This is a genomic window from Nocardiopsis sp. iso_25, assembly GCF_056173305.1.
Window position 1 is genome coordinate 1031560 of sequence record NZ_CM149667.1, and the last position, 22489, is coordinate 1054048.

General features: G+C 72.6%; 23 protein-coding genes. 18 read left to right on the top strand and 5 right to left on the bottom strand.

Annotation, left to right across the window (positions count from 1 at the left end; genetic code table 11):
• Positions 1–97 precede the first annotated feature (97 nt).
• The 12 genes from rpsP to AC0VX6_RS04755 all read left to right on the top strand — a co-directional run bounded on the left by rpsP (position 98) and on the right by AC0VX6_RS04755 (position 9147).
• Positions 98–562, top strand: coding sequence for a 30S ribosomal protein S16 (gene rpsP, locus AC0VX6_RS04700; protein ID WP_013151281.1), 465 nt, complete (start codon positions 98–100; stop codon positions 560–562).
• A 1-nt stretch (position 563) separates the two neighbouring features.
• Complete coding sequence (locus AC0VX6_RS04705; protein ID WP_013151282.1) at positions 564–806, top strand: RNA-binding protein; 243 nt, start codon at positions 564–566, stop codon at positions 804–806.
• Between the two features lie 137 nt (positions 807–943).
• Positions 944–1456 carry a ribosome maturation factor RimM gene (rimM, locus tag AC0VX6_RS04710; protein WP_212641390.1) on the top strand — a complete coding sequence of 171 codons (513 nt, stop codon included), beginning with the start codon at positions 944–946 and terminating at the stop codon, positions 1454–1456.
• Positions 1457–1467: 11 nt separating this feature from the next.
• Entirely contained in the window at positions 1468–2232 is a 765-nt protein-coding gene (gene trmD, locus AC0VX6_RS04715) for a tRNA (guanosine(37)-N1)-methyltransferase TrmD (RefSeq protein WP_274976356.1), read from the top strand.
• Positions 2233–2417: 185 nt separating this feature from the next.
• Complete coding sequence (rplS, locus tag AC0VX6_RS04720) at positions 2418–2762, top strand: 50S ribosomal protein L19 (protein ID WP_019608682.1); 345 nt, start codon at positions 2418–2420, stop codon at positions 2760–2762.
• Between the two features lie 92 nt (positions 2763–2854).
• Complete coding sequence (gene lepB / locus AC0VX6_RS04725) at positions 2855–3730, top strand: signal peptidase I (protein WP_475467458.1); 876 nt, start codon at positions 2855–2857, stop codon at positions 3728–3730.
• A gap of 206 nt (positions 3731–3936) precedes the next feature.
• Positions 3937–4266: a DUF2469 domain-containing protein gene (locus tag AC0VX6_RS04730; protein ID WP_274976358.1), complete on the top strand. Its 330-nt coding sequence runs from the start codon at positions 3937–3939 to the stop codon at positions 4264–4266.
• A gap of 164 nt (positions 4267–4430) precedes the next feature.
• Positions 4431–4796 carry a YraN family protein gene (locus AC0VX6_RS04735; protein WP_274976359.1) on the top strand — a complete coding sequence of 122 codons (366 nt, stop codon included), beginning with the start codon at positions 4431–4433 and terminating at the stop codon, positions 4794–4796.
• A complete protein-coding gene (locus tag AC0VX6_RS04740) occupies positions 4796–6319 on the top strand; it encodes a YifB family Mg chelatase-like AAA ATPase (RefSeq protein WP_475467460.1) in 1524 nt (507 codons plus the stop codon). The genes AC0VX6_RS04735 and AC0VX6_RS04740 overlap by 1 nt, the downstream gene beginning before the upstream one ends.
• Positions 6316–7518 carry a DNA-processing protein DprA gene (locus AC0VX6_RS04745; RefSeq protein WP_475467462.1) on the top strand — a complete coding sequence of 401 codons (1203 nt, stop codon included), beginning with the start codon at positions 6316–6318 and terminating at the stop codon, positions 7516–7518. The genes AC0VX6_RS04740 and AC0VX6_RS04745 overlap by 4 nt, the downstream gene beginning before the upstream one ends.
• 400 nt (positions 7519–7918) lie before the next feature.
• Positions 7919–8275 carry a RidA family protein gene (locus AC0VX6_RS04750; protein WP_475467464.1) on the top strand — a complete coding sequence of 119 codons (357 nt, stop codon included), beginning with the start codon at positions 7919–7921 and terminating at the stop codon, positions 8273–8275.
• A 2-nt stretch (positions 8276–8277) separates the two neighbouring features.
• Complete coding sequence (locus tag AC0VX6_RS04755; protein WP_475467466.1) at positions 8278–9147, top strand: tyrosine recombinase XerC; 870 nt, start codon at positions 8278–8280, stop codon at positions 9145–9147.
• Here AC0VX6_RS04755 and AC0VX6_RS04760 read toward each other — a convergent pair.
• On the bottom strand, positions 9120–9890 hold the full coding sequence (locus AC0VX6_RS04760) for a M23 family metallopeptidase (protein WP_475467467.1): 771 nt from the start codon (positions 9888–9890) through the stop codon (positions 9120–9122). The genes AC0VX6_RS04755 and AC0VX6_RS04760 overlap by 28 nt on opposite strands.
• A 289-nt stretch (positions 9891–10179) precedes the next feature.
• On the opposite strand from AC0VX6_RS04760, the gene rpsB reads away from it, so the two are divergent.
• The 6 genes from rpsB (at position 10180) to AC0VX6_RS04790 (ending at position 15843) form a co-directional block, all read left to right on the top strand.
• Positions 10180–11154 (top strand): 30S ribosomal protein S2, encoded by a 975-nt coding sequence (rpsB, locus tag AC0VX6_RS04765; protein ID WP_475467468.1) that lies wholly within the window; start codon positions 10180–10182, stop codon positions 11152–11154.
• Positions 11155–11278: 124 nt separating this feature from the next.
• The gene (gene tsf / locus AC0VX6_RS04770) at positions 11279–12115 is read left to right on the top strand and encodes a translation elongation factor Ts (protein ID WP_017566252.1); all 837 of its coding nucleotides are present in this window, start codon (positions 11279–11281) and stop codon (positions 12113–12115) included.
• Between the two features lie 183 nt (positions 12116–12298).
• A complete protein-coding gene (gene pyrH, locus AC0VX6_RS04775; RefSeq protein WP_036552624.1) occupies positions 12299–13024 on the top strand; it encodes a UMP kinase in 726 nt (241 codons plus the stop codon).
• Positions 13025–13070: 46 nt separating this feature from the next.
• On the top strand, positions 13071–13628 hold the full coding sequence (gene frr / locus AC0VX6_RS04780) for a ribosome recycling factor (protein ID WP_274976365.1): 558 nt from the start codon (positions 13071–13073) through the stop codon (positions 13626–13628).
• Between the two features lie 3 nt (positions 13629–13631).
• The gene (locus AC0VX6_RS04785; RefSeq protein WP_274976366.1) at positions 13632–14567 is read left to right on the top strand and encodes a phosphatidate cytidylyltransferase; all 936 of its coding nucleotides are present in this window, start codon (positions 13632–13634) and stop codon (positions 14565–14567) included.
• A 94-nt stretch (positions 14568–14661) separates the two neighbouring features.
• Positions 14662–15843: a pyridoxal phosphate-dependent aminotransferase gene (locus AC0VX6_RS04790; protein WP_274976367.1), complete on the top strand. Its 1182-nt coding sequence runs from the start codon at positions 14662–14664 to the stop codon at positions 15841–15843.
• A 44-nt stretch (positions 15844–15887) separates the two neighbouring features.
• On the opposite strand, the gene AC0VX6_RS04795 is transcribed toward AC0VX6_RS04790, so the two are convergent.
• From AC0VX6_RS04795 to AC0VX6_RS04810, 4 genes are all read right to left on the bottom strand, one after another.
• Positions 15888–17315, bottom strand: coding sequence for an APC family permease (locus tag AC0VX6_RS04795; RefSeq protein WP_475467470.1), 1428 nt, complete (start codon positions 17313–17315; stop codon positions 15888–15890).
• A 251-nt stretch (positions 17316–17566) separates the two neighbouring features.
• Positions 17567–18229 (bottom strand): GNAT family N-acetyltransferase, encoded by a 663-nt coding sequence (locus tag AC0VX6_RS04800; protein ID WP_274976369.1) that lies wholly within the window; start codon positions 18227–18229, stop codon positions 17567–17569.
• A 91-nt stretch (positions 18230–18320) separates the two neighbouring features.
• Entirely contained in the window at positions 18321–20489 is a 2169-nt protein-coding gene (glgB, locus tag AC0VX6_RS04805; RefSeq protein WP_475469256.1) for a 1,4-alpha-glucan branching protein GlgB, read from the bottom strand.
• Positions 20490–21100: 611 nt separating this feature from the next.
• On the bottom strand, positions 21101–22489 hold the full coding sequence (locus AC0VX6_RS04810; protein WP_475467471.1) for a maltokinase N-terminal cap-like domain-containing protein: 1389 nt from the start codon (positions 22487–22489) through the stop codon (positions 21101–21103).

Consider the following 22489-nt stretch of genomic DNA (forward strand, 5'->3'; position numbering starts at 1 on the left):
CTAGCCCGCCACCCACGTCTGTCCCGTCGGGTGCCGCAACCCCACGTGGTTTCGCCGCCGGGCGCCTTACACCGTTAATCGGGAGAAGACCACTCCAGTGGCTGTCAAACTGAAGCTCAAGCGTATGGGCAAGATCCGTACGCCCCAGTACCGCATCATCGTCGCCGACGCCCGCACCAAGCGGGACGGCAAGGCGATCGAGGAGATCGGCAAGTACCACCCCAAGGAGCACCCGAGCCTCATCGAGGTCGACTCCGAGCGGGTCCAGTACTGGCTGTCCGTGGGCGCCCAGCCCTCCGACGCGGTCAAGGTCCTCCTGCGCAAGAGCGGTGACTGGCAGAAGTTCAAGGGCCTGCCCGCCCCGGCTCCGCTCCAGGTCGCCGAGGCCAAGGACCCCGAGGCCAAGGAAGCCGCCTTCCAGGCCGCTCTGAAGGAGCTCGTGCTCCCCGGCGCCGAGGGCAAGGGCAAGGGCCGCAAGTCCGAGAAGAAGGCGGACAAGGCGGACAAGCCCGCCGAGACCGCTGAGACCACCGAGACTGAGAAGTCCGAGGGCGAGGCCTGACGTGCTGGAAGAGGCGCTTGAGCACCTCGTGAAGGGGATCGTTGCGAACTCCGACGACGTCCAGGTGAGAGCCAAGAGGCTCCGCAAGGGCAAAGTCCTGGAGGTCCGGGTCCATCCCGACGACCTCGGCAAGGTGATCGGCCGCAACGGCCGCACCGCCAAGTCCCTGCGGACCGTCATCGGCGCCCTGGCCGGGGGCCGCTACGTCCGCGTGGACCTGCTGGACCTGCACGAAGTGCGCTGACGCGCCTCTCGGGGCGCCGACCGCCAGCGGTCGGCGCCCCGCACCCGTGCCCGGGACTCCGGAGCCCGTGCCCACCGCACGCGCCCGGTCCCGGGCACAGTTTTCTCACCCCCCGAGGGGCGGAAGGAAGAATCCCCATGCGACTCGTTGTCGGCCGGATCGGCCGCGCGCACGGAGTCCGCGGCGACGTCGCCGTGGACGTGCGCACGGACGACCCCGCAGCCCGGTTCGCCGACGGCTCCGTGCTGGACACCGACCCGGCCGGGGCCGGTCCGCTCACCGTCGTCTCCACGCGCCGCCACAGCGGCCGCCTGCTCGTGCGCTTCGAGGGCGTGGCCGACCGAGACGCCGCCGAGGGGCTGCGCGGCACCGCCCTGCTCGTGGACTCCGAGGACATCCCGCCGCTGGACGACCCGGACGAGTTCCACGACCACGAACTCATCGGCCTGGCCGCGGTGACCACCGGCGCGGAGCCGGTCGGCACGGTCGCGGACGTGCTCCACCACGCGCAGGACCTCCTGGTGGTGACCACCCCGGACGGCGCGGAGGTGTTCGTGCCCTTCGTGGCGGCCCTGGTCCCCGAGGTGGACGTGGCCGGCGGCCGGATCGTCATCGACCCGCCGCCCGGCCTGCTCGACCTCGCCGACTGAAGGGGCGCGCCGTGCGCATCGACATCATCAGCATCTTCCCCGAGTACTTCGGCCCCCTGGACCTGTCCCTGATCGGCAGGGCCCGCGTGTCCGGGCTGCTCGACGTGCGCGTGCACGACCTGCGCACCTGGACCCACGACCGCCACAACACCGTGGACGACACCCCCTACGGCGGCGGCCCCGGCATGGTCATGAAGCCCGAGCCGTGGGGCGAGGCGCTGGACGAGGTCGTGGGGGAGGGCCCCGCGCGGCTGATCCTGCCCACTCCCAGCGGCCGCCCCTTCCGGCAGGCCGACGCCGAGCGCCTGGCCAAGGAGGAGCGGCTGGTCTTCGGCTGCGGCCGCTACGAGGGCATCGACTCGCGGGTCGCGGCTGACGCCGCGGAGCGGATGCCCGTCGAGGAGGTCAGCATCGGCGACTACGTGCTCAACGGCGGCGAGTCCGCGACGCTGGTGATGGTCGAGGCGATCACCCGGCTGCTGCCGGGCGTCCTCGGCAACACCGAGTCCGCGGTGCAGGACTCCTTCGCCTCCGGCGGTATGGAGAACCTCGTGGAGGGGGCGGTCTACACCAAGCCCGCCACCTGGCGCGGCCGGGAGGTGCCGCCGGTGCTGCTGTCGGGCAACCACGGCGCCGTGGACCGCTGGCGCCGCGACCAGGCCCTGCGCAAGACCGCGCGCAACCGCCCCGACCTGGCGGAGGCCCTGCCCGAGGAGGCGCTGGACCGGCGCGACCGGGAGGTCCTGGCCGAGGAGGCCGTTCGAGACGCCACCTGAGATGTGGCAAACTGGGTGGGTTCCCCTCGGTGACCGGCGGCATCCGCATGCCGGCGGTACGACGTCGGCCTCTGTGACGGTCACCCGGGCGGTTCGACAGTACAGACCCATTCGGGCCCTCGCCCGCGTACCCCCTCCCCCGCAGGGGAGCAGGACGCGGAGCGCTATCGATGAGGATTCGCGAGATGCACACCGCCATTCAGGAGCTGGAGAAGGCCCAGCTTCGTTCCGACGTCCCGGAGTTCCGTCCGGGTGACACCCTCAACGTCCACGTCCGTGTGACCGAGGGCAACCGTACCCGTGTCCAGGTCTTCAAGGGCGTCGTCATCCGCCGCCAGGGCTCGGGCAACCGCGAGACCTTCACCATCCGCAAGGTGAGCTACGGCGTGGGTGTGGAGCGCACCTTCCCGATCCACACCCCGGCCATCGAGAAGTACGAGGTCGCCGCCCGCGGCCGCGTGCGTCGCGCCAAGCTGTACTACCTGCGCGACCTGCGTGGCAAGGCCGCCCGCATCCGCGAGCGCCGCTAGTCCGCGACCGGGTGTTCCGGGGCTTCCTCCCGGCGTTTTTCCGTGTCGAATCTCTCCGCTCCCGCCAGGGAGGCAGGATAGGCTTCGGCTCGATGAGCAAAGACGAGAAGGACCTCGGCTCGGACGGGGTCCAGGACGAGGAATCCGCCCAGCCCGGTCCGGAGGAGCACGACTCCGCCACTGGCTCCCGAGCTCACGAGAGCTCGGGAGCCAGTGCTGTCTCCGGTGCCGACGGCGAGGAGTCGGAGGAGGGGGCGGACGACGAGATGAGCAAGTCCCAGAGCACCGAGAAGAAGGGGTCGTTCTGGAAGGAACTCCCCGTCCTGATCGTGATCGCCGTGGTCCTGGCGTTCGTGATCAGAACCTGGCTGGTGCAGGCCTTCTACATTCCCTCCACCTCGATGGAGAACACACTCCTCGTCGGTGACCGGGTACTCGTCAACAAGGTCGTCTACGAGCTCCGCGACATCGAGCGCGGCGAGGTGGTCGTCTTCGACGGCAACGGGTCCTGGGACGATCCGAACACCGTGTCGGTCCCGGAGCCCACCAACCCGGTCTCGGCCGCGTTCACGTGGGTGCAGCAGCAGCTGGGCGCGGCGCCCACGGGCAAGGAGTACATCAAGCGGGTCATCGGCCTGCCCGGTGACACCGTGGAGTGCTGCGACGAGCAGAACCGCGTCCTGGTCAACGGCGTCCCCCTCGAAGAGGAGGCCTACCTGTACCCGGGCAGCGTGGCCACGCACACCGAGTTCGGCCCGATCGAGGTGCCCGAGGGACACCTGTGGCTGATGGGGGACCACCGGGCGATCTCCTCCGACTCGCGGCTCAACCAGAACAACCCCGGCGGCGGCGCGGTCCCGATCGACCACGTCGTGGGGCGGGCCTTCGTGATCATCTGGCCGGTCGGGCAGATCGGCCCGCTCAGCGTCCCGGAGTCCTTCGAGGAGCTCAACGCCGCGGACGAGTGACGCACCGCGCGGGCGGTCCGGCGAGAAAATCCGCACGGCGGAGTACACGGGGCCCTTCCGTGACGCATGATGGAGGCTGGACGGTATCGGCGTCCCCCGACGCGCGGGGCCGCCGTCGACCGGGAACATCCCGGCCGTCGGCGGTGTCCGGGTGGGAGGGGACCGGCACACCACGACCGGAGAGTGCGACGAAAGCGAGCGCGTGGATGAGTTCTGAGGACCTGGAGAAGTACGAGGCCGAGATGGAGCTCCAGCTCTATCGCGAGTACCGCGACGTCGTCGGTCTGTTCAGCTACGTGGTGGAGACCGAGCGGCGGTTCTACCTCACCAACCACGTCGACCTCCAGCCGCGTTCGACCGAGAACGGGGAGATGTACTTCGAGGTCGTGATGGAGGACGCCTGGGTCTGGGACATGTACCGTCCGGCGAGGTTCGTCCGCAACGTCCGCGTGGTGACGTTCAAGGACGTCAACGTCGAGGAGATCACCAAGGCCGACCTGGAGATGCCGCCCGCCGAGGGGGGCGAGCAGAGCTGATCCGGCCGCCGGGCGGCCGGGCAGACCCCCGGGTCCCGGCCCCCGGGTTCCGGCCTCCTCCGGGACGGGTCCCCCCGGACGCCGCCGGGGTTTTCCACAGGAGGGAACAGGCCCTGGCGCCGTGAACGGCGATCACCGACCGTGGTTACGGGAGGTGGTCGACCTTGGAACGGTGGGCCGAGTACCGAAGGACGCTGGGCGGCCGTGGCGAGGACCTCGCCGTGGCCTTCCTCCGACGCGCCGGGATGCGGGTGGTCGCCCGCAACTGGCGCATCCCCGACGGGGAGATCGACATCGTGGCCCGGGACGGCCCCGTCCTGGTCGTCGCGGAGGTCAAGACCCGTACCTCCGTCCGGCACGGGCACCCGGTGGAGGCCATCACCCCCGACAAGCGGCGCCGCCTGCGCCGCCTCGGACACGCCTGGGCGGTCCGGCACCGGGTGCCCGCCCACCCCCTGCGCGTGGACGGCGTCTGCGTCCTGATCAGCGGCGGGCGCGTGTTCGTCTCCCATGAGCGGGGGATGGCATGATGACGCTCGCCCGTACCCGCTGCATCGCCCTGCTGGGCGTCCAGGGGCACATCGTCGAGGTGGAGGTGCACCTGGGCGGCGGCGACTTCGGGGTGACCCTGGTGGGGCTGCCCGACGCCGCGCTCCGCGAGGCCAGGGACCGCATCCGCGCCGCCGTCGTCAACAGCGGCGAGGAGTGGCCCAGCGGCCAGATCGTCATCAGCCTGTCCCCGGCCAGCCTGCCCAAGTCCGGGAGCCTGTTCGACCTGGCCATCGCCGCCGCCGTCCTGGCCGCGGCGGGCTCGGTGCCGGTGGAGCGGCTGGAGGACAGCGTCCTCATCGCCGAACTGGGGCTGGACGGCCGGGCGCGGCCGGTGCTGGGAGTCCTCCCGGCGGTCGTGTCGGCCGCCGAGCAGGGTTACCGCAGGTTCGTCGTCGCGCGGGGGAACGCCGCCGAGGCCCGGTTGGTGCCCGGTGCCGAGGTGACGGCGGTGGACAGCCTGGTGGACCTGTGCCAGTGGCTGCGCGGGGAGTACTTCCCCGAGGCGCACGAGGAGGAGGCCGCGCCCCGTCCCCGGGAGCCGCGCGGCCAGGGACCCGACCTGTCCGACGTCCTGGGCCAGCCGGTGGCCCGCCGCGCGGTCGAGATCGCCGCGGCCGGAGGCCACAACCTCATGATGCTGGGGCCTCCCGGCACCGGCAAGAGCCTGCTCGCCGAACGCCTGCCCACCGTGCTGCCCCCGCTCAGCCCCGCCGAGGCGCTGGAGGCCACCGCGATCCACTCCGTGGCGGGCATGCTGCCGCCCGGCGCGCCCCTGGTCACCGCGCCTCCCTTCGCGGCGCCGCACCACACCTCCACCCGGGCCTCGATCATCGGCGGCGGCAGCGGCTACCCCACGCCCGGCTGGGTGTCCAAGGCCCACCGCGGCGTGCTCTTCGTCGACGAGGCCCCGCAGTTCGGGCGCGGGGTGCTGGACTCCCTGCGCGAACCCCTGGAGCGCGGCGAGGTGGTCCTGGCCCGCGCCTCCTCGACGGTGACCTTCCCGGCCCGCTTCCAGCTGGTGATGGCCGCCAACCCCTGCCCCTGCGCCAAGCCCGGCGCCCTGTGCACCTGCCCCGCCGGTGAGCGGCGCCGCTACTTCTCCCGCCTGTCCGGGCCCCTGCTGGACCGGATCGACCTCAAGGTGGAGCTGGAACCGGTGTCGAGGGCCGAGCTGCTCGCCGACCGCGTCTTCGCCGAGTCCTCCGAGGTGGTGGCCGCCCGGGTGGAGAAGGCCCGCGGCCGCGCCGCCGAAAGGCTGGCGCACACGCCCTGGACCACCAACGCGGCCATCCCCGGGGCGCAGCTGCGCCGGGAGTTCCCGGTGGAGTCGGCCGCGCTGCGGGTGCTGGGCAGAGCGATGGACCTCGGACAGATCAGCGCCCGGGGGGTGGACCGCGCCCTGCGGGTCGCCTGGACCCTGGCCGACCTCGCCGACCGGGACCGCCCCGGCGAGGAGGAGGCGGCCTACGCCTTCGCGCTCTGGGCGGGGCGCGCGTGGTGAGCACGGACACGACGGAGGGGAGCGGGGGAACGGTGCGGGACGCGGAGGACGAGGCGGACGCGCGGGCGCGGGCCTGCCTGACGGCGGTGGCCCCGCCGGGGGACCTGTGGCTGGGGGCGATGCTCGCCGAGCACGGCGCGGAACGGGTGTGGGCGCTGCTGGTGGCGGGGGCGCACCCGCCCACGGTGCCCGTCGGAGCAGGGGAGGACGGCCCGGGGCCGGAGGCGCAGGCCCTGCTGGAGCGCAGGTGGGCACGGTGGGGCGCCGCGGCACGGGCGGTGGATGCCGACGGACTGCTCGGCGACTCGGCGGCGTCCGGCATCCGCTTCGTGGCGCCGCGGGATCCCGAGTGGCCCGGCCGCCTCGACGAACTGGACCTGCCCGGCGGGCGGCGCTCGCACGGACTGTGGGTGCGCGGCGCGGGGGACCTGCGTCACCTGTGCCTGCGCTCGGTGGCTGTAGTGGGTGCGCGCTCGGCCACGCCCTACGGGGAGCACGTGGCGGCGGAGATGGCCTACGAGCTGGCCGAGTGCGCGGTCGTGGTGGTCTCCGGCGGGGCCTACGGGATCGACGGGGCCGCGCACCGGGCGGCCCAGGCCCACGGCGGCACGGTCGTGGTGCTGGCCTGCGGGCTGGACGTGGACTACCCGCGCGGGCACGCGGGCCTGTTCGCCGACGTGGCCCGCACCGGGGTGCTGGTGAGCGAGCGGCCGGTGGGCGCCACCCCGCGCGCACCGGACTTCCTGGTCCGCAACCGGCTGATCGCCGCGCTCACCCCGGGCACGGTGGTGGTGGAGGCCGGACGGCGCAGCGGGGCGCTCAACACCGCTTCGCACGCCGCCGAGCTCAACCGGGTGCTGATGGCGGTCCCCGGCCCGGTCACCTCGGCGATGTCGGTGGGCTGCCACCTGCTGCTCCGCGACTGGAACGCGGGTTGCGTCACCTGCGCGGACGACGTCGTCGCCCAGGTGAGCGCGCTGGGGGAGCTGCCGCCGGAGACCGGGCCGCTGCGGGTGTCGGCCGAGCTCGACCAGGACAGCGCCCGGGTCCTGGCGGCGGTGACCCGGTCCGGCGCCGGACCTGCGGTGATCGCCGTGGCCAGCGGGACCCGTCTGGAGAGGACCCTGCGCTCCCTGGGGATGCTGGCCGCGGCCGGGCTGGTGGAGCGCTGCCCCGCGGGCTGGCGGCTGCCGCAGTGAGTGGGCGGAGGCGGTCGGGGCCGGTGACCGGTTCACAGGGTTCTCCGTCGGGCCGCAGCGGTCAGCGGTCGGGGCCGCCGGACAGCTGCCCGGTCGAGGCCGTGGGGCGCCGTGGACGGTCGCGGTCGGTGGCCCGCTCACAGCGTCCGCCGACGGTCCGCACAGGTCGGGGCCGCCGGACAGATACCGGGCTGAGACGGTGAGGCGCTGTGGACGGTCGCGGCCTGCCCGGTCCGGCGCGGACGCGTCCCACTCGCCGCGTACGCTCCGTGGCCCGCTCACGCCCGTCCGGCTCTCCGGCGCGCGGCGGCGAAGCCGGTACGCGGTCCCGGCCGGGGGCGGCACGCGGACCGGCGTGCGGCGACGGTAACGCACCCCGCGGGACGGGTACGGTGACGCCATGACCAAACCCTACAGTGACGCCCTGGTGGCGGACGGGCCGCTGCTGTTCGTCTCCGGACAGACCCCCGAGGGACCCGGGGGAGAGGTCGCCGGGGACGTCGGGGGGCAGACGCGCCAGATCTTCCGCAACCTGGAGGCCGTCCTGTCCCGCCACGGCGCGGACCTGGGCGACCTGGTCAAGCTCACCTATTACCTGCGCCACATCTCCGACCTGGAGGAGTTCCGCTCGGCCCTGGTCGAGTGCCTGCCCGACGGACACCTGCCCGCCGCTTCCCTGGTGGAGGTGAGCGGCCTGGTCGACCCCACCTACCTCGTGGAGGTCGAGGGGGTCGCCTGCCTGCCCTCAGGGAGGTAGGCGTGCTGGAGCGCTTCGCCGCGCACCTGTCGGGCGAGCTGGGGCGCTCGCCCCACACCGTGCGCGGCTACCTGGCCGACCTGCGCTCCCTCCTCGCGTACTTGGAGGAGCGGGGGCGGGGCGTGCGGGACCTGGACGTGGACCTGGTGCGCGGCTGGCTGTCCCGTGCCCGCGACGCGGGCGCCGGCCGCGCCACCGTGGCCCGCCGCGTGGCCGCGGTCCGCGCGTTCACCCGGTTCCTGCACCGCGAGGGCGTGCTGGCGGCGGACCCCGGCCCGCGCCTGGCCAGCCCGGCGCAGCAGCGCTCCCTGCCCACGGTGCTCGACGAGCGCCAGGCCGCCGCGGCGATCGCGGGGGAGGCCGAGCAGACCCCGACCGGCCTGCGCCGCCGCGCGGTGGTGGAGACGCTCTACGCCACCGGTGTGCGCGTCGCCGAGCTGTGCGCCTTGGACCTCGCCGACGTGGACCGCGAACGCGACACCGTGCGGGTCCTGGGCAAGGGGGCCAAGGAGCGCACGGTCCCCGTGGGCGGTCCGGCCCTGGACGCCCTCGACGCCTGGCTGTCCGGCGGACGCCCGGAGATGGCGGGCGCCGCCAGCGGCTCCGCGCTGTTCCTGGGGGCGCGGGGCGGCCGCCTGGGTGTCCGCCAGGCCCGCGAGGACGTGCACGCCCACCTGCGCGCCGTCGGTGCGGACAGCGCGCCGCACGGTCTGCGGCACAGCGCGGCCACCCACCTGCTCAACGGCGGCGCCGACCTGCGCAGCGTGCAGGAGTTCCTGGGCCACGCCAGCCCGCGCAGCACGCAGATCTACACCCACGTGTCCGTGGAGCGCCTGCGCGACACCTACCGCCGGGCCCACCCCCGCGCCTGACCGCTCCCCGCGCCGCCTCGGGCTCGTCCCGGCGCGCCCGGTCTGCGTACCGTGCGCCCGTGTCCCCCCGCCGGGTGCCCGGCCGAAGCGGTGTGGGGGCACGTGTCCGGTCGGCGTACCGTGCGCCTGAGTCCCTCTCCGCGGCGGTGGTCGGGCGGGCGCGGACGCGACACCGCGCGCACGGGGCGGCCCGGCGCCCGGGAGCCGTCCGCTCCGAGGCCGGTGCGGCGCCGGCGGGGCCGTCCGCTCCCGTGCGGCGACGCGGTCGGCGGGACCGGCAGCAGGCGGAACCGCCCCAGGCCGAGCAGGGAGAGCGGGTCGAGGTAGGCGTCGCCGCGGAGCAGGCCCCAGTGCAGGCAGGGCCGGTCCGGGCAGTGCGGCGGCGCGGCGGCGAGCGTGCCCAGGACGTCCCCGGCGGCGACCGGGTCGCCGCGGGCCAGGTCGGACTCCACCGGCAGATAGGTGGTGCGCAGGTCGCCGTGCGCCACGCTCACCAGCGGTGCGCCCGCCACCCGGCCCGTGAAGTGCACCCGCCCGGCCCCGGCCGCGCGGACCTCCCGACCGGGTTCCGCGGCCAGATCCACGCCCAGGTGCCCGGGCAGCCAGCGCTGTTCGGGCGGGTCGAAGGGGCGCAGCACCTCGACCGGCGGGTCCACCGGCCAGCGCCAGTCGGCCTCGGCGGGGTGGTGCGGGGACAGGAGCGAGAGCGCCAGGGACAGGGTCAGGAGCAGCGAGGGGGCCATACCTCCAGGGTCCGGGCGCGGGGGCCGCGACGCCAGGGGGAGTCGGCGCCTGTGGACGGCCCCGCCGCGGAAGGGGCGCGACGCGGCGCAGGTCCCGACGTATTCCCGATGGAGGATAGAATCATCTGTGGCCCGTCGGGCCGATCACAATACGCACGTCCACGAGCCTCCTCAGCGAGGGGCCGCACCCGCGGTCCGTGCCGCCTCCGGGCGGTGCGGCGGTACGGCCGGGGCGTCAGGAACAACCGAGGGCGGGGTCCCTCCCCGCCACCTCAAGGAGGACCAGGTCATGGCCACAGTCGTGACGATCCGCCAGCTCCTGGAGAGCGGCGTCCACTTCGGGCACCAGACCCGTCGCTGGAACCCCAAGATGAAGCGCTTCATCTTCACCGAGCGCAACGGCATCTACATCATCGACCTCCAGAAGTCGCTGGCCTACATCGACCGCGCCTACGAGTTCGTCAAGCAGACGGTCGCCCACGGCGGCACCGTCCTGTTCGTCGGCACCAAGAAGCAGGCGCAGGAGGCCATCGACGAGCAGGCCCGCCGCGTCGGCATGCCCTACGTCAACCAGCGCTGGCTGGGCGGCATGCTCACCAACTTCTCCACCGTGCACAAGCGGCTCCAGCGCCTCAAGGAGCTGGAGGAGATCGACTTCGACGACGTCGCCGGCTCCTCGCTCACCAAGAAGGAGCTCCTCAACCTTCGCCGTGAGAAGGAGAAGCTGGAGCGCACCCTCGGCGGTATCCGCGACATGTCCCGCGTGCCCAGCGCGGTCTGGATCGTGGACACCAAGAAGGAGCACATCGCGATCAGCGAGGCTCGCAAGCTGAACATCCCGGTGGTGGCCATCCTGGACACCAACTGCGACCCGGACGAGGTCGACTACCCGATCCCGGGTAACGACGACGCCATCCGCAGCGTCAGCCTGCTCACCCGCGTGGTCGCCGACGCCGTCGCCGACGGTCTCATGGCCCGCTCCGGCGCCTCCGAGGCCTCCGGCGAGCGCAAGTCCGCCGAGGAGCCCCTGGCCGAGTGGGAGCGCGAGCTCCTGGAGGGCAAGGCCGACTCGGCCGAGGCCCCCGCCGAGCAGGCCCCCGCCGAGCAGGCTCCCGTCGAGGCCGCCGAGACCGCCGCCGAGCAGGCTCCGGCCGAGACCGCCGCCGTCGCCCCGGCCGACGAGGTCGCCGCCGAGGCCCCGGCCGAGGCCACCTCCGAGGACTCCCCGGTCGACGCGCCCGCGAAGGCCCCCGACGCCGAGTAGTCCCGTGCCCCCGAGCACCGTCGCCGCCCCGCCGCTCCCGGCGGGGCGGCCGCTCGGTGCCCGGGACCGGATCAGCTCCACTTTCCGTACAGACTCTCCACTCCAAGGGAATCCGAGAACAGTCATGGCGAACTTCACCGCCGCGGACGTCAAGAAGCTGCGCGACATGACCGGCGCCGGCATGATGGCCTGCAAGAAGGCCCTGACCGAGGCCGACGGCGACTTCGACAAGGCCGTCGAGGCCCTGCGCGTCAAGGGTGCCAAGGACGTCGGCAAGCGCGCCGAGCGCACCGCCGCCCAGGGCATGGTCGTCCTCAAGCAGGAGTCCGAAGGCAAGGCCACCCTCGTCGAGCTCAACTGCGAGACCGACTTCGTCGCCAAGAACGACCAGTTCATCGCGCTGGTGAACCAGGTCGCCGACTTCGTCGCCGCCCAGGACAGCGACGACCTCGCCACCGTCGCCGCCGCCGAGATCGAGCCGGGCAAGACCCTCCAGGCCTTCATCGAGGCCAAGAGCGCGGTCATCGGCGAGAAGCTGGAGTTCCGCCGCTTCGCCAAGTTCGAGGGCGCCTACGTCGCCAGCTACCTCCACAAGTCCGACCCGGACCTGCCCCCCACCATGGGCGTCCTGGTCGAGCTGGACAAGGCTGACGAGGAGGTCGGCAAGGACCTCGCCCAGCAGATCGCCGCGCTGGCCCCGCAGTACATCGGCCGGGACGACGTCCCCGCCGAGGTCGTGGAGAACGAGCGCCGCATCGCCGAGCAGACCACCCGCGAGGAGGGAAAGCCCGAGCAGGCCATCCCCAAGATCGTGGAGGGCCGCCTCAACGGTTACTTCAAGGACGTGACGCTGCTCGGCCAGCCGTTCGTCAAGGAGAACAAGAAGACGGTCCAGAAGGTCGTCGACGAGGCCGGCGTGACCGTCAAGCGCTTCGTCCGCTTCAAGGTCGGCCAAGCCTGAGGGTTTTGAGATGATGGAGGTGCCGGGGAGACTGCTCCCCGGCACCTTCGGTGGATATGGGCGGATGGCGGGGCGCGTGAGCCCGGCCGGCCGCGGCGAGGAACACTCGGGGGACCCTGTGCCGCTCGGGGACGACAAGGGAGGCCACAGGCTGTGAACGAAGTGACGAGCACCGAACCGGCGATGCACGGGTCCGGCTGGAAGCGCGTGATGCTCAAACTCTCCGGCGAGGCGTTCGCGGGCGGCGGCGGCCTGGGCATCGACCCCGAGGTCGTCCAGTACGTGGCCGAGTCCATCGCCGAGGCGGTCTCCGAGGGCATCCAGGTCGCGGTGGTCGTCGGCGGCGGCAACATGTTCCGCGGCGCCCAGCTCACCGAGGGCGGCATCGAGCGCGGCCGCGCCGACTACATGGGCATGCTCGGCACCGTCATCAACTGCCTCGCCCTCCAGGACTTCCTGGAGCGGCTCGGTGTGGACACCCGCGTGCAGACCGCGATCCACATGAGCCAGGTCGCCGAGGCCTACATCCCCCGCCGCGCCGTCCGCCACTTGGAGAAGGGCCGCGTGGTCATCTTCGGCGCCGGTCTGGGCGCACCGTTCTTCTCGACCGACACCACCGCCGCCCAGCGCGCGCTGGAGATCGGCGCGCAGGCGGTCCTCAAGGGCACCCAGGTCGACGGGGTCTACGACTCCGACCCCCAGCGCAACCCCGACGCGGTCAAGTTCGACAAGCTCAACTACAACGAGGTCCTCACCCGCGGCCTCAAGGTCATGGACGCCACCGCGGTCAGCCTGTGCATGGACAACGGGCTGCCCATCGTCGTGTTCGACCTGATGAGCCAGGGCAACATCCTGCGCGCGGTACGCGGTGAGAAGATCGGCACCATCGTCGGGCCGACCCCGGTCTAGACAGCCTCCGCGACCACAGCAAGCCACGACACCAGGGAGCGCCCACATGATCGAAGAGACCCTCCTCGAGGCCGAGGAGAAGATGGAGAAGGCCGTGACCGTCGCGAAGGAGGACTTCGCCACGATCCGCACCGGCCGCCCCACCCCGGCGACCTTCAACAAGATCACCGTCGACTACTACGGCGCCCGGACGCCGATCAACCAGCTGGCCTCCTTCTCGGTCCCCGAGCCGCGCATGGTGGTCATCTCTCCGTTCGACGTCAACTCGCGCACCGACATCATCAACGCCATCCGCAACAGCGACCTGGGCGTGAACCCCTCCGACGACGGCCAGGTCATCCGCGTGGTCTTCCCCGATCTTTCCGAGGAGCGCCGCAAGGAGTACGTCAAGGTCGCGCGGACCAAGGCCGAGGACAGCAAGGTCTCGATCCGCAACGTCCGCCGCCGTGCCAAGGACACCTTCGAGAAGGCCGTCAAGTCCGGCGACATCGGCGAGGACGAGGCGCACCGCGCCCAGGCCGAGCTGGACGAACTGTCTTCGAAGTACGTCGCGTCCGTCGACGAGCTGCTGAAGCACAAGGAATCGGAACTGCTCGAGGTTTAGCCGGTGACCCCTCCTTCCTCCAGCGACTCGGGAGGCGATGACCGCTCGCCCGAGCACAGACCCGGCGGCGGGCCGCAGGGCGGTCCCGATCCGGACGGGCAGCGCTTCGTGCTGCACAAACCGGGGGGTGAGCCGGTCCGGACGGGCCGCAACCTCCCGGTGGCCATCGCCAGCGGGTGCGCCCTGGGCGCCCTCGTCTTCTTCTCCATCTTCCCCCTCCCCCAGCTGTTCACGATCATCACCTCCCTGGGGGTGCTGATCGGCCTGCGCGAGGTCAACCGGGCGTTCGCGGGCAAGGGCATGGGCCTGGCAGTGGCACCGCTGGCCGTCGGCGGCGTGGCCATGCAGGTCGCCGCCTACTTCGGGGGAACCGACTGGCTGGTGGGCACGACCGCGCTGACCGCGATCGTCGCTCTGGTGTGGCGGTTGCGCGGAGGTACGGAAGGGTTCGTGGCCGACGTCGCGGCCAACCTGTTCACCCTGGTGTACCTGCCGTTCCTCTTCGGAACGTGGCTGCTGCTCATCTCCCATCCCGAGGACGGCCAGTACCGCCTGGTCACGTTCATCGTGGTGACGATCTCCAGCGACATCGGCGGGTACTTCGCCGGAATCCTGCTGGGCCGGCACAAGATGGCGCCGGTGATCAGCCCCAACAAGACCTGGGAGGGCTTCGGCGGATCGGTCGTGGGCTGCGCCGTGGCGGGCGCGCTGTGCGTGACGCTCATGCTGGACGGCCCGTGGTGGGTCGGCGTGGTCCTGGGCCTGGCCGTCGTGCTGGCCGCCACCGTCGGAGACCTCATCGAGTCGCTGTTCAAGCGCGACCTCGGGGTCAAGGACATGGGCAGGTTCATGCCCGGGCACGGCGGCCTCATGGACCGCCTGGACTCGCTGCTGATCGCCGGCCCCGTGACGTGGATGGTGCTGAGCCTGCTGCTGTAGGCGGGCGGCGGACGGGGCGGGTCCTCCCGGGGACCCGCCCCGTCGGCGTCCCCGTTCCTGGCACCCCGACCGGGCGGGTGGATACGCTCGTCGGGTGGATGAACCGCTGATCGAACGAATGCGCGTGTACGGCGAGACGGTCTTCGCCGAGATGACGCGGCTGGCCGTGGAGACCGGATCGGTCAACCTGGGGCAGGGATTCCCCGACACCGACGGTCCCCGCTCCCTGCTGGAGGCCGCCTCCGGGCACATCCTGGAGGGGGTGAACCAGTACCCGCCCGGGCCGGGCCGTCCCGAGCTGCGGCGGGCGGTGAGCCGGTACCGGGCCCGCCACTACGGCATCGAACTGGACCCGGACACCGAGGTCTACGTGACCGTCGGCGCCACCGCCGGGATCGCGGCCGCGATGCTCGCCCTGGTGGAGCGCGGAGACGAGGTGATCGTCTTCGAGCCGATGTACGACTCCTACGCCGCCACGATCACGCTGGCGGGCGGGGTGCGCAGGCCGGTGACGCTGCGGCCGGACCCCGTGACCGGCCGCTTCACCTTCGACCCCGCCGAGCTGCGCGCGGCCGTGGGCCCCCGCACCCGGATGGTGCTGGTGAACACGCCGCACAACCCCACGGGGACCGTGTTCACCGCCGAGGAGTTGGAAGAGGTCGCGCGGGTGTGCCGCGAGCACGACCTGATCGCGTTCACCGACGAGGTGTACGAGTTCCTCACCTTCGACGGGCGGCCGCACGTGCCGCTGGCCACCCTGCCGGGCATGCGCGAGCGGACGCTGTCGGTGTCCTCGGTCGGCAAGATGTTCGCGGTGACCGGGTGGAAGACCGGCTGGGTGATGGGGCCCGAACCGCTGGTCACAGCGGTGCGCACGGTGAACCAGTTCCTCACCTTCTCCGCGAACGGCGCCCTCCAGCTGGCCACGGCCGAGGCCATCGACCGGGAGGAGGGGTGGGTCGCCGCCCAGCGCACCGCCCTCCAGGGCAAGCGCGACCGCCTGGTGGAGGGGCTGACCGGGGCCGGTTTCGAGGTGGACGCGTGCGAGGGCACCTACTTCGTCATGGCCGACATCCGCCCGCTCGGGTACGCCGACGGGGTGGAGGTGGCCCGCGCGCTGCCCCGGGAGGCCGGGGTGGCGGCGGTGCCCGCCCAGGTGTTCTACGACCGTCAGGAGGAGGGCGCGCACCTGCTGCGGTTCGCGTTCTGCAAGAGGGACGAGGTGCTGGACGAGGCGGTCGCCCGCCTCTCCGGCTGGCACGCGCGCGGGCGGTAGGAACCCGCCGCCGTGCGCACCGGCGGAGCGCACGGCGGCGTCCGTCAGGCCCGAGGGGCCCGGGGGGAGCGCGCGTCCATCACCTCGACCAGGCGCCGCTCCGCGTCGGGCCCCGCGGTGATCCGGGGCAGTCGCCACATCAGGGCGGCCCCGGCCACCCACCACACGAGCACCATCAGCCACTCGTTGGGCCAGCTCAGCGCCGCGGGCATGCCGGGCAGGTAGAGAAGGAGCAGTCCCACGGACAGTACGAGGGCCACCGTTCCGACGGGGACGCCCGCCGGAACGGTGAAGGGCCGCTCCATGGCGGGTTCGCGGCGGCGCAGCACGAGGAAGCTGACCACCACGGTGACGAAGCCGACCACGATGTTCAGGCCGCCGGCGTTGACCAGCCAGCCCAGCATCGGCTCGCCGAAGAACGGCGACACCAGGGAGAGCGCGCCGACGAACAGCACGGCGTTGGACGGGGTGCGAAAGCGCGGGTGCAGGCGGCCGAACCAGGCCGGGAGCATCCGCGAGGCGGCCATGGCGTAGATGAGGCGGCTGCCGCCGATGAGGAAGGCGTTCCAGCTGGTGATCAGGCCCGCGATGCCGCCGAGGACGAGCAGGTTGCCCATGGCCCGGCTGTCCCACATGGCGGCGACGGCGTCGGCGGAGGCCAGTTCCGAGTCCGCCAGTTCGGCCGGGCCCAGGCCCGAGCCCGCCGTCAGCACGACCATCACGTACCAGGCGGTCGCACAGAACACCGACAGCACCAGCAGGGTGCCGACCATGCGGTACGGGAGCCTGATCTCGGAGGCCGACTGCGGGATGACGTCGAAGCCGACGAAGAGGAACGGGACCGCCACCAGGACCACGAACATGCCCGGGACGCCGCCGTCGAACAGCGGCCGCATGTTGTCCACGGACCCGCCGACGAACGCGCCGGTGACCATGGCGGCCCCGGTGACCAGCAGGAACAGCACCGCGATGGTCTGGAAGACGCTCGCGGGCCTGATGCCGACGTAGTTGACGGCGGTCATCAGCACGGCTGCGGCCACGCCGACGGCGACCAGGCTGGCGTGGACGTCGTACCCGGCGACGGTCCACAGGCGGACGACCGCCATGTCGGGGAAGAGGTAGACGAGGGTCCGGGGGACGGCCACGGCCTCGAAGGCGACGACGGAGACGTAGCCCAGGATCATGGCCCAGGAGGCGGTGAAGGCCCCCTTGGGGCCGATGGCGCGCATGGCGTAGTGGTGCTCCCCGCCCGCGTGCGGCATCGCGGCGACGAGTTCGGCGTAGGTGAGGCCGACGAAGGCCATGATGACTCCGCCGACCACGAAGGCCAGCGCCGCGCCCGCGCTGCCCGCCGCGCCGACGAAGTCGCCCACCAGCACGATCCAGCCGAAACCGATCATCGCGCCGAAGCCGAGGGCGAGGACGTCACCCCTTCCCAGCACCCGGACGAAACTCTGGCTGTTGTCGGACACGTGGTCTCCCAGCGGTCGTGCCTGTGGTGCAGGACACACAAGCACGCGGCGGCGGTGAGGGGAAGGGCCCGTCGCGGAGGTTTTCGCCCCTGTTCCGCTTCCGCCGCCCCCACCGCTCGCGCACCAGAGCGGCGCCCGGGCCCCGGCCGCCGGTCGGCGCGGACGCCCCAACCGCGAACGCGCGGTCCGGCGGTCGGCCGCGGTGGGTGTTCCCGACGGCCGGTCAGGCGTTCGTCCGTGAGCGCGGCCTCTCAGGGCCGGGAGGCCGACGGGCTCCACACCATGGTCCGCTGGTGCACGTGCCCTCCCTCGAAGCGCACGCCCGGCACCACGGGGGCCGGTCCGTGGGGTTCGAACCCGGCCCGCGCGAAGAAGCGCACGGCGCCGGTGTTCTCCACGAGGGTCTGCAGGTGGCAGCCGCGTGATCCCTGCTCGCGCAGCCGCTCCTGCCACTCGCGCACCAGAGCGGCGCCCACGCCGGTGCCGCGTGCCCGGGACTCGACGTTGACGTGCAGGTGGGCGGGCCAGCGCGGGTCCGAGAGCTCGCCCGCGGTCGGTCTGCGCCGGAGGGCGGACACCGCCGTGTCCAGCAGGGCCCGGGCGAAGAAGGCCGCCGGTCCTCGTCGCAGCGCGAGCCGGTGCTCCCGGATCGCGCGGTCCACGAGCTCACTCTCCCCGGGCATCGCGGAGGGGTCGGGGCAGCCGGTCAGGTAGCCCGCCATCCGTCCGTCGACCAGGGCGACCAGCAGCGATTCGGGCACGTGGTCCATGTAGGGATCCAGGTAGATCGCGGCCTCGGACGGAAGGTGTCCCCAGAGCGTTCCCGACGGCGACCCCTCGCCCGCACGGGCGAACAGCGCCCGCAGTTCGGCGCGGTCGTCCTCGCGGAAGGTCCGGATCTCGGTACTTGCCACAACGACGCTCCTCAACTGTGTATCGAATACAGTGTATAAGATACACAGTTCGGCGCCCGGGCTGAAGGGCCCGGGCGCCGCACCGTGGGCCCTACTGGGCCTCGGGCTCGAACCAGACCGCGCCGAGCGGGGGCAGGGCGACCTCCGCCGAGAACGGCTGCCCGTCCCAGGGCACGGGCTCGGCGTCCACGCGGGCGGGCGCCGGGTGGTCCGACCCGCCGAAGCGCGCCTCGTCGGTGTTGAGCACCGCGTTCCACCGGCCCCCGGAGGGCAGTCCCATCCGCCGCCCGGTACGGGGCACCGGCGAGAAGTTCACCGCGCAGGCGAGCACCGAGCCGTCGTCGCCGTGGCGCAGGTACGACAGCGTGTTCCCCTCGCGGTCACCGCCGTCCAGCCAGGTGAAGCCCGCCGGTTCGGTGTCCCGCGACCACAGCGCGGCCCGCGGCCGGTAGGTCTCGTTGAGCGTCCGCACCAGGCGCTGCACCCCCGCGTGGTGCTCGAACTGGAGCAGCCACCACGGCACGCCCTCCCGGTGCGACCACTCGTCGCCCTGGGCGATCTCCCCGCCCATGAACAGCAGCTGCTTGCCCGGGTGGGACCACATGAACGCCAGGAGCGCGCGCAGGGTCGCCGACCGCTGCCACTCGTCGCCGGGCGGCTTGTTGAACAGCGACTGCTTGCCGTGCACCACCTCGTCGTGCGACAGCGGCAGCACGTAGTTCTCGCTGTAGGCGTAGACCATCGAGAACGTGACGTCGTCGTGGTGGTACTGGCGGTGGACCGGCTCCTTCTTGACGTACTCCAGGGTGTCGTGCATCCACCCCATGTTCCACTTGAACCCGAAGCCGAGCCCGCCGTGGTCCACCGGAGTGGTCACGCCCGTGTAGGCGGTGGACTCCTCCGCGATCATCGCCACGTGCGGGTTGCGCCGGTAGACGGTGGTGTTGAGCTCCTTGAGGAAGTCGATCGCCTCCAGGTTCTCCCTGCCGCCGAACACGTTCGGCTCCCAGGCCCCGGAGTCGCGCGAGTAGTCCAGGTAGATCATCGAGGCCACCGCGTCCACCCGCAGGCCGTCGACGTGGAACTCCTCCAGCCAGTACAGGGCGTTGGCCACGAGGAAGTTGCGCACCTCGGTCCGCCCGTAGTTGAAGATCAGCGTCCCCCAGTCCGGGTGCTCGCTCCGGCGGGGGTCGGGGTGCTCGTACAGCGCGCTCCCGTCGAAGCGGGCCAGCGCCCACTCGTCCTTCGGGAAGTGCGCGGGCACCCAGTCCAGCAGCACGCCGACGCCCGCGCGGTGCAGGGCGTCCACCAGGTGGCGGAACTCGTCCGGCGTGCCGAACCGGGGCGTGGGCGCGTAGTACGAGGTCACCTGGTATCCCCAGGAGCCGTCGTAGGGGTGCCCCGCCACGGGCAGGAACTCCACGTGCGTGAACCCCATGTCGGTCACGTACGCGACCAGTTCCTCGGCCAGTTCGGCGTAGCCCAGTCCGGGCCGCCAAGAGCCCAGGTGCACCTCGTACACGCTCATCGGCGCCCGGTGCTGCTCCACGCCCTTGCGCTCGGCCATCCACTCCTGGTCGGACCACACGTGCGTGGAGGAGGTGACCACGGAGGCGGTCGCGGGCGGCATCTGCGTGCACCGCGCCATGGGGTCGGCCTTGTCGCGCCAGTGCCCGTCGGCGCCCAGGACCTGGAACTTGTACAGGCCGCCCTCGCCGATCCCGGGCACGAACAGCTCCCACACGCCGCTGGAGCCCAGGCTCCGCATCGGGTGCCCGACGCCGCTCCAGTGGTTGAAGTCGCCGATCATCCGCACACCGCGCGCGTCCGGCGCCCACACCGCGAACCGGGTTCCGGCCACCTCGCCCATCGCGGTGTCCTCGACCCGCAGGTGCGCTCCGAGGGCGTTCCACAGCTCCTCGTGGCGGCCCTCGCCGATCAGGTGCAGGTCCAGCTCGCCCAGGGTCGGCGCGAACCGGTACGGGTCGGCGGCCACGTGCTCGGCGCCGTCCTCGTAGCGGGCGCTGATCCGGTAGTCGGGCACGGAGCCGAGCCTGCTCCGGGACACCTTCGCGGAGAACACGCCCCGGTGCAGGTGGTCCAGGCGCAGCCGCGAGCCGTCGGCCAGGACGGCGTGCACCTCCACCGCGCCCGGCCGCAGGGCCCGCACGACGGTGCCCCGGCCCTCGGCGTGCACGCCCAGCAGCGCGTGCGGGTCGTGGTGGTGGCCGTCCACCAGCCGGTCCAGGGCGGCGACCAGTTCGGGGTCGGGCCCCTTGCGCCGGGATGCGGCCGGGGCCCTGGTCGCCGCGGCCTTCCCGTTCGCCTCGGCCTTCCCGTCGGCGGAGGCCCTGCCCTTCGAGGAGGCCGGGGCCCGCTTCGCGGCCGGGGCCCTCCCAGCCGTCTTCGCCGTCGCGGCCTTCCTGCCCGCATTGGCCGCCCCGCCCCCGGCGGGCTTCACTGCGGCGGGTTCCACCGCGGCCGCCGTCTCGGCGACCGACACCTCCTCCACGACCGGGATGCTCTCCACGGCCTTCTTCTTCGGGCTCTTCCCGTTCGTCGCGGTCTTGGCTGCGCTGGCACGCGGACGTTGTTCGCTGCGGGGCGAGGTCAATGCGGGCTCCGTGGTACTCGTGTGGACGGATCGGGGGGCGTGGTGGTCGAAGCGGCGGCCGCCGTGCTCGGGAGGCGGCCGTGCTCTTCGGGGCTCCGCTTCGCTTCGCCCCGTGCTCGGGCGCCTCAAGGGCGAGAACCTTCGGCGCCTTCGGCGGGTTGGCTCGTTCCTCGCGAACCCGCCTCCGGCACCTCCAGAACCCCGCCGACGCCCGAGCCCCACCCCCAGGGGCCAAGCGAACTTTCACCGGACACCGCCTATCCGGGAACGGGAGGCGCGGCGGCGGTGGCGATGGAATCCAGCGGGACCCGCAGCCAGTTCGGCCGGTTCCGGGCCTCGTACAGCACCTCGTACACGGCCTTGTCGAACTCGAAGGCCCGCAGGACCGCCAGGTGCTTCTCCGGGTCGGCCCCTCCGCCGTCGGCGTAGCCCCGGCAGAACGCCTCCCGGTTGTGCCGGGCCCAGGAGCGGGCCGCCCACTCCAGACCGGGGTCGCCCGGGTGCCCGATCAGCAGGTACCCGGCCGCGTAGTCGAAGGAGCGGAGCATCCCCGCCACGTCCCGCAGCGGGCTGGACAGGCGCTGGCGGTCGCGCACCGGCACGGTGGGTTCGCCCTCGAAGTCCAGCAGCACCCACCCGGATCCGGTCCGGATCGCCTGCCCCAGGTGGTAGTCGCCGTGGATGCGCTGTATCGGCAGCGGCTCGTCCACCTCGGAGAAGTCGGCGTAGGCCTCCATCACCCGGGGCGCGTGCTCGGCCAGCTCCGGCACCTCGGCGCTGGCCATAGCCAGGCGCTCGACCATGGCGTCGGCCATCTCGGCCGCGCCCGTCGGGGTGAGCACGTCCGTGGGCAGGGTCCGGGCCAGCGACCGGTGCACCTCGGCGGTGGTGCGGCCCAGCCGGGCCGCCTCGCCGGTGAACGCGGACTCGCGCCCGTCCCCGGACCCCTCCAGCAGGGCGCGCACGTTGGCGGTGGCGAGCACCCAGCCGTCCGTGGCGTGCGGGATGTAGGTCTGGAGCATGGCCAGCGTCGTGGGCGTGGAGTGCCCGACCAGGTCGGCCTCGATCCACCCGCACGGCCGGGCCACGTACGGGGTCCCCGACAGGGCCATGTTCAGCTCCAGGTCCGGGTTGGGTCCGGGCCAGAGCCTGCGGAAGGTCTTGAGGACGTAGTCCTCGCCGAAGACCAGCGACGTGTTGGACTGCTCGCCGGTGAGCAGCCGCCCGGCCGAACCGGTGCGGATGCTGTCGCCCGGCAGGCTGCGGAAGCGCACCTTTCCGGAGGGTTCGGCCCCGGTGGGGGCGGCGAACCGCTCCAGGAGCATCCGGGTCAGCTCCTCGTCGTGGGCGGCGTCGTAGACCACCCTGGGTCTGCCGCCCGCCACCTGGCACACGCCGATGGCCACGCGCGCCAGGTCCGGCGGCAGGGAGCGCGGCGGCCGCGAGCCCAGCAGCACCTGGTAGCGGGAGCTGCGGCCCCGCTGCCCGGCCTGGAGGACCAGGACGCTCAGGTCCGGGCCGTCGGGGCCCGACGTCACCAGCGTGTGCCTGCTCTCGACCCGGATCTGGCGGATGGGGATCCCCTTGCCGGAGAACCAGCGCTGTCTCGGTAGCCAGACGGCCAGGAGTTCTTCGAGTTGGGACAT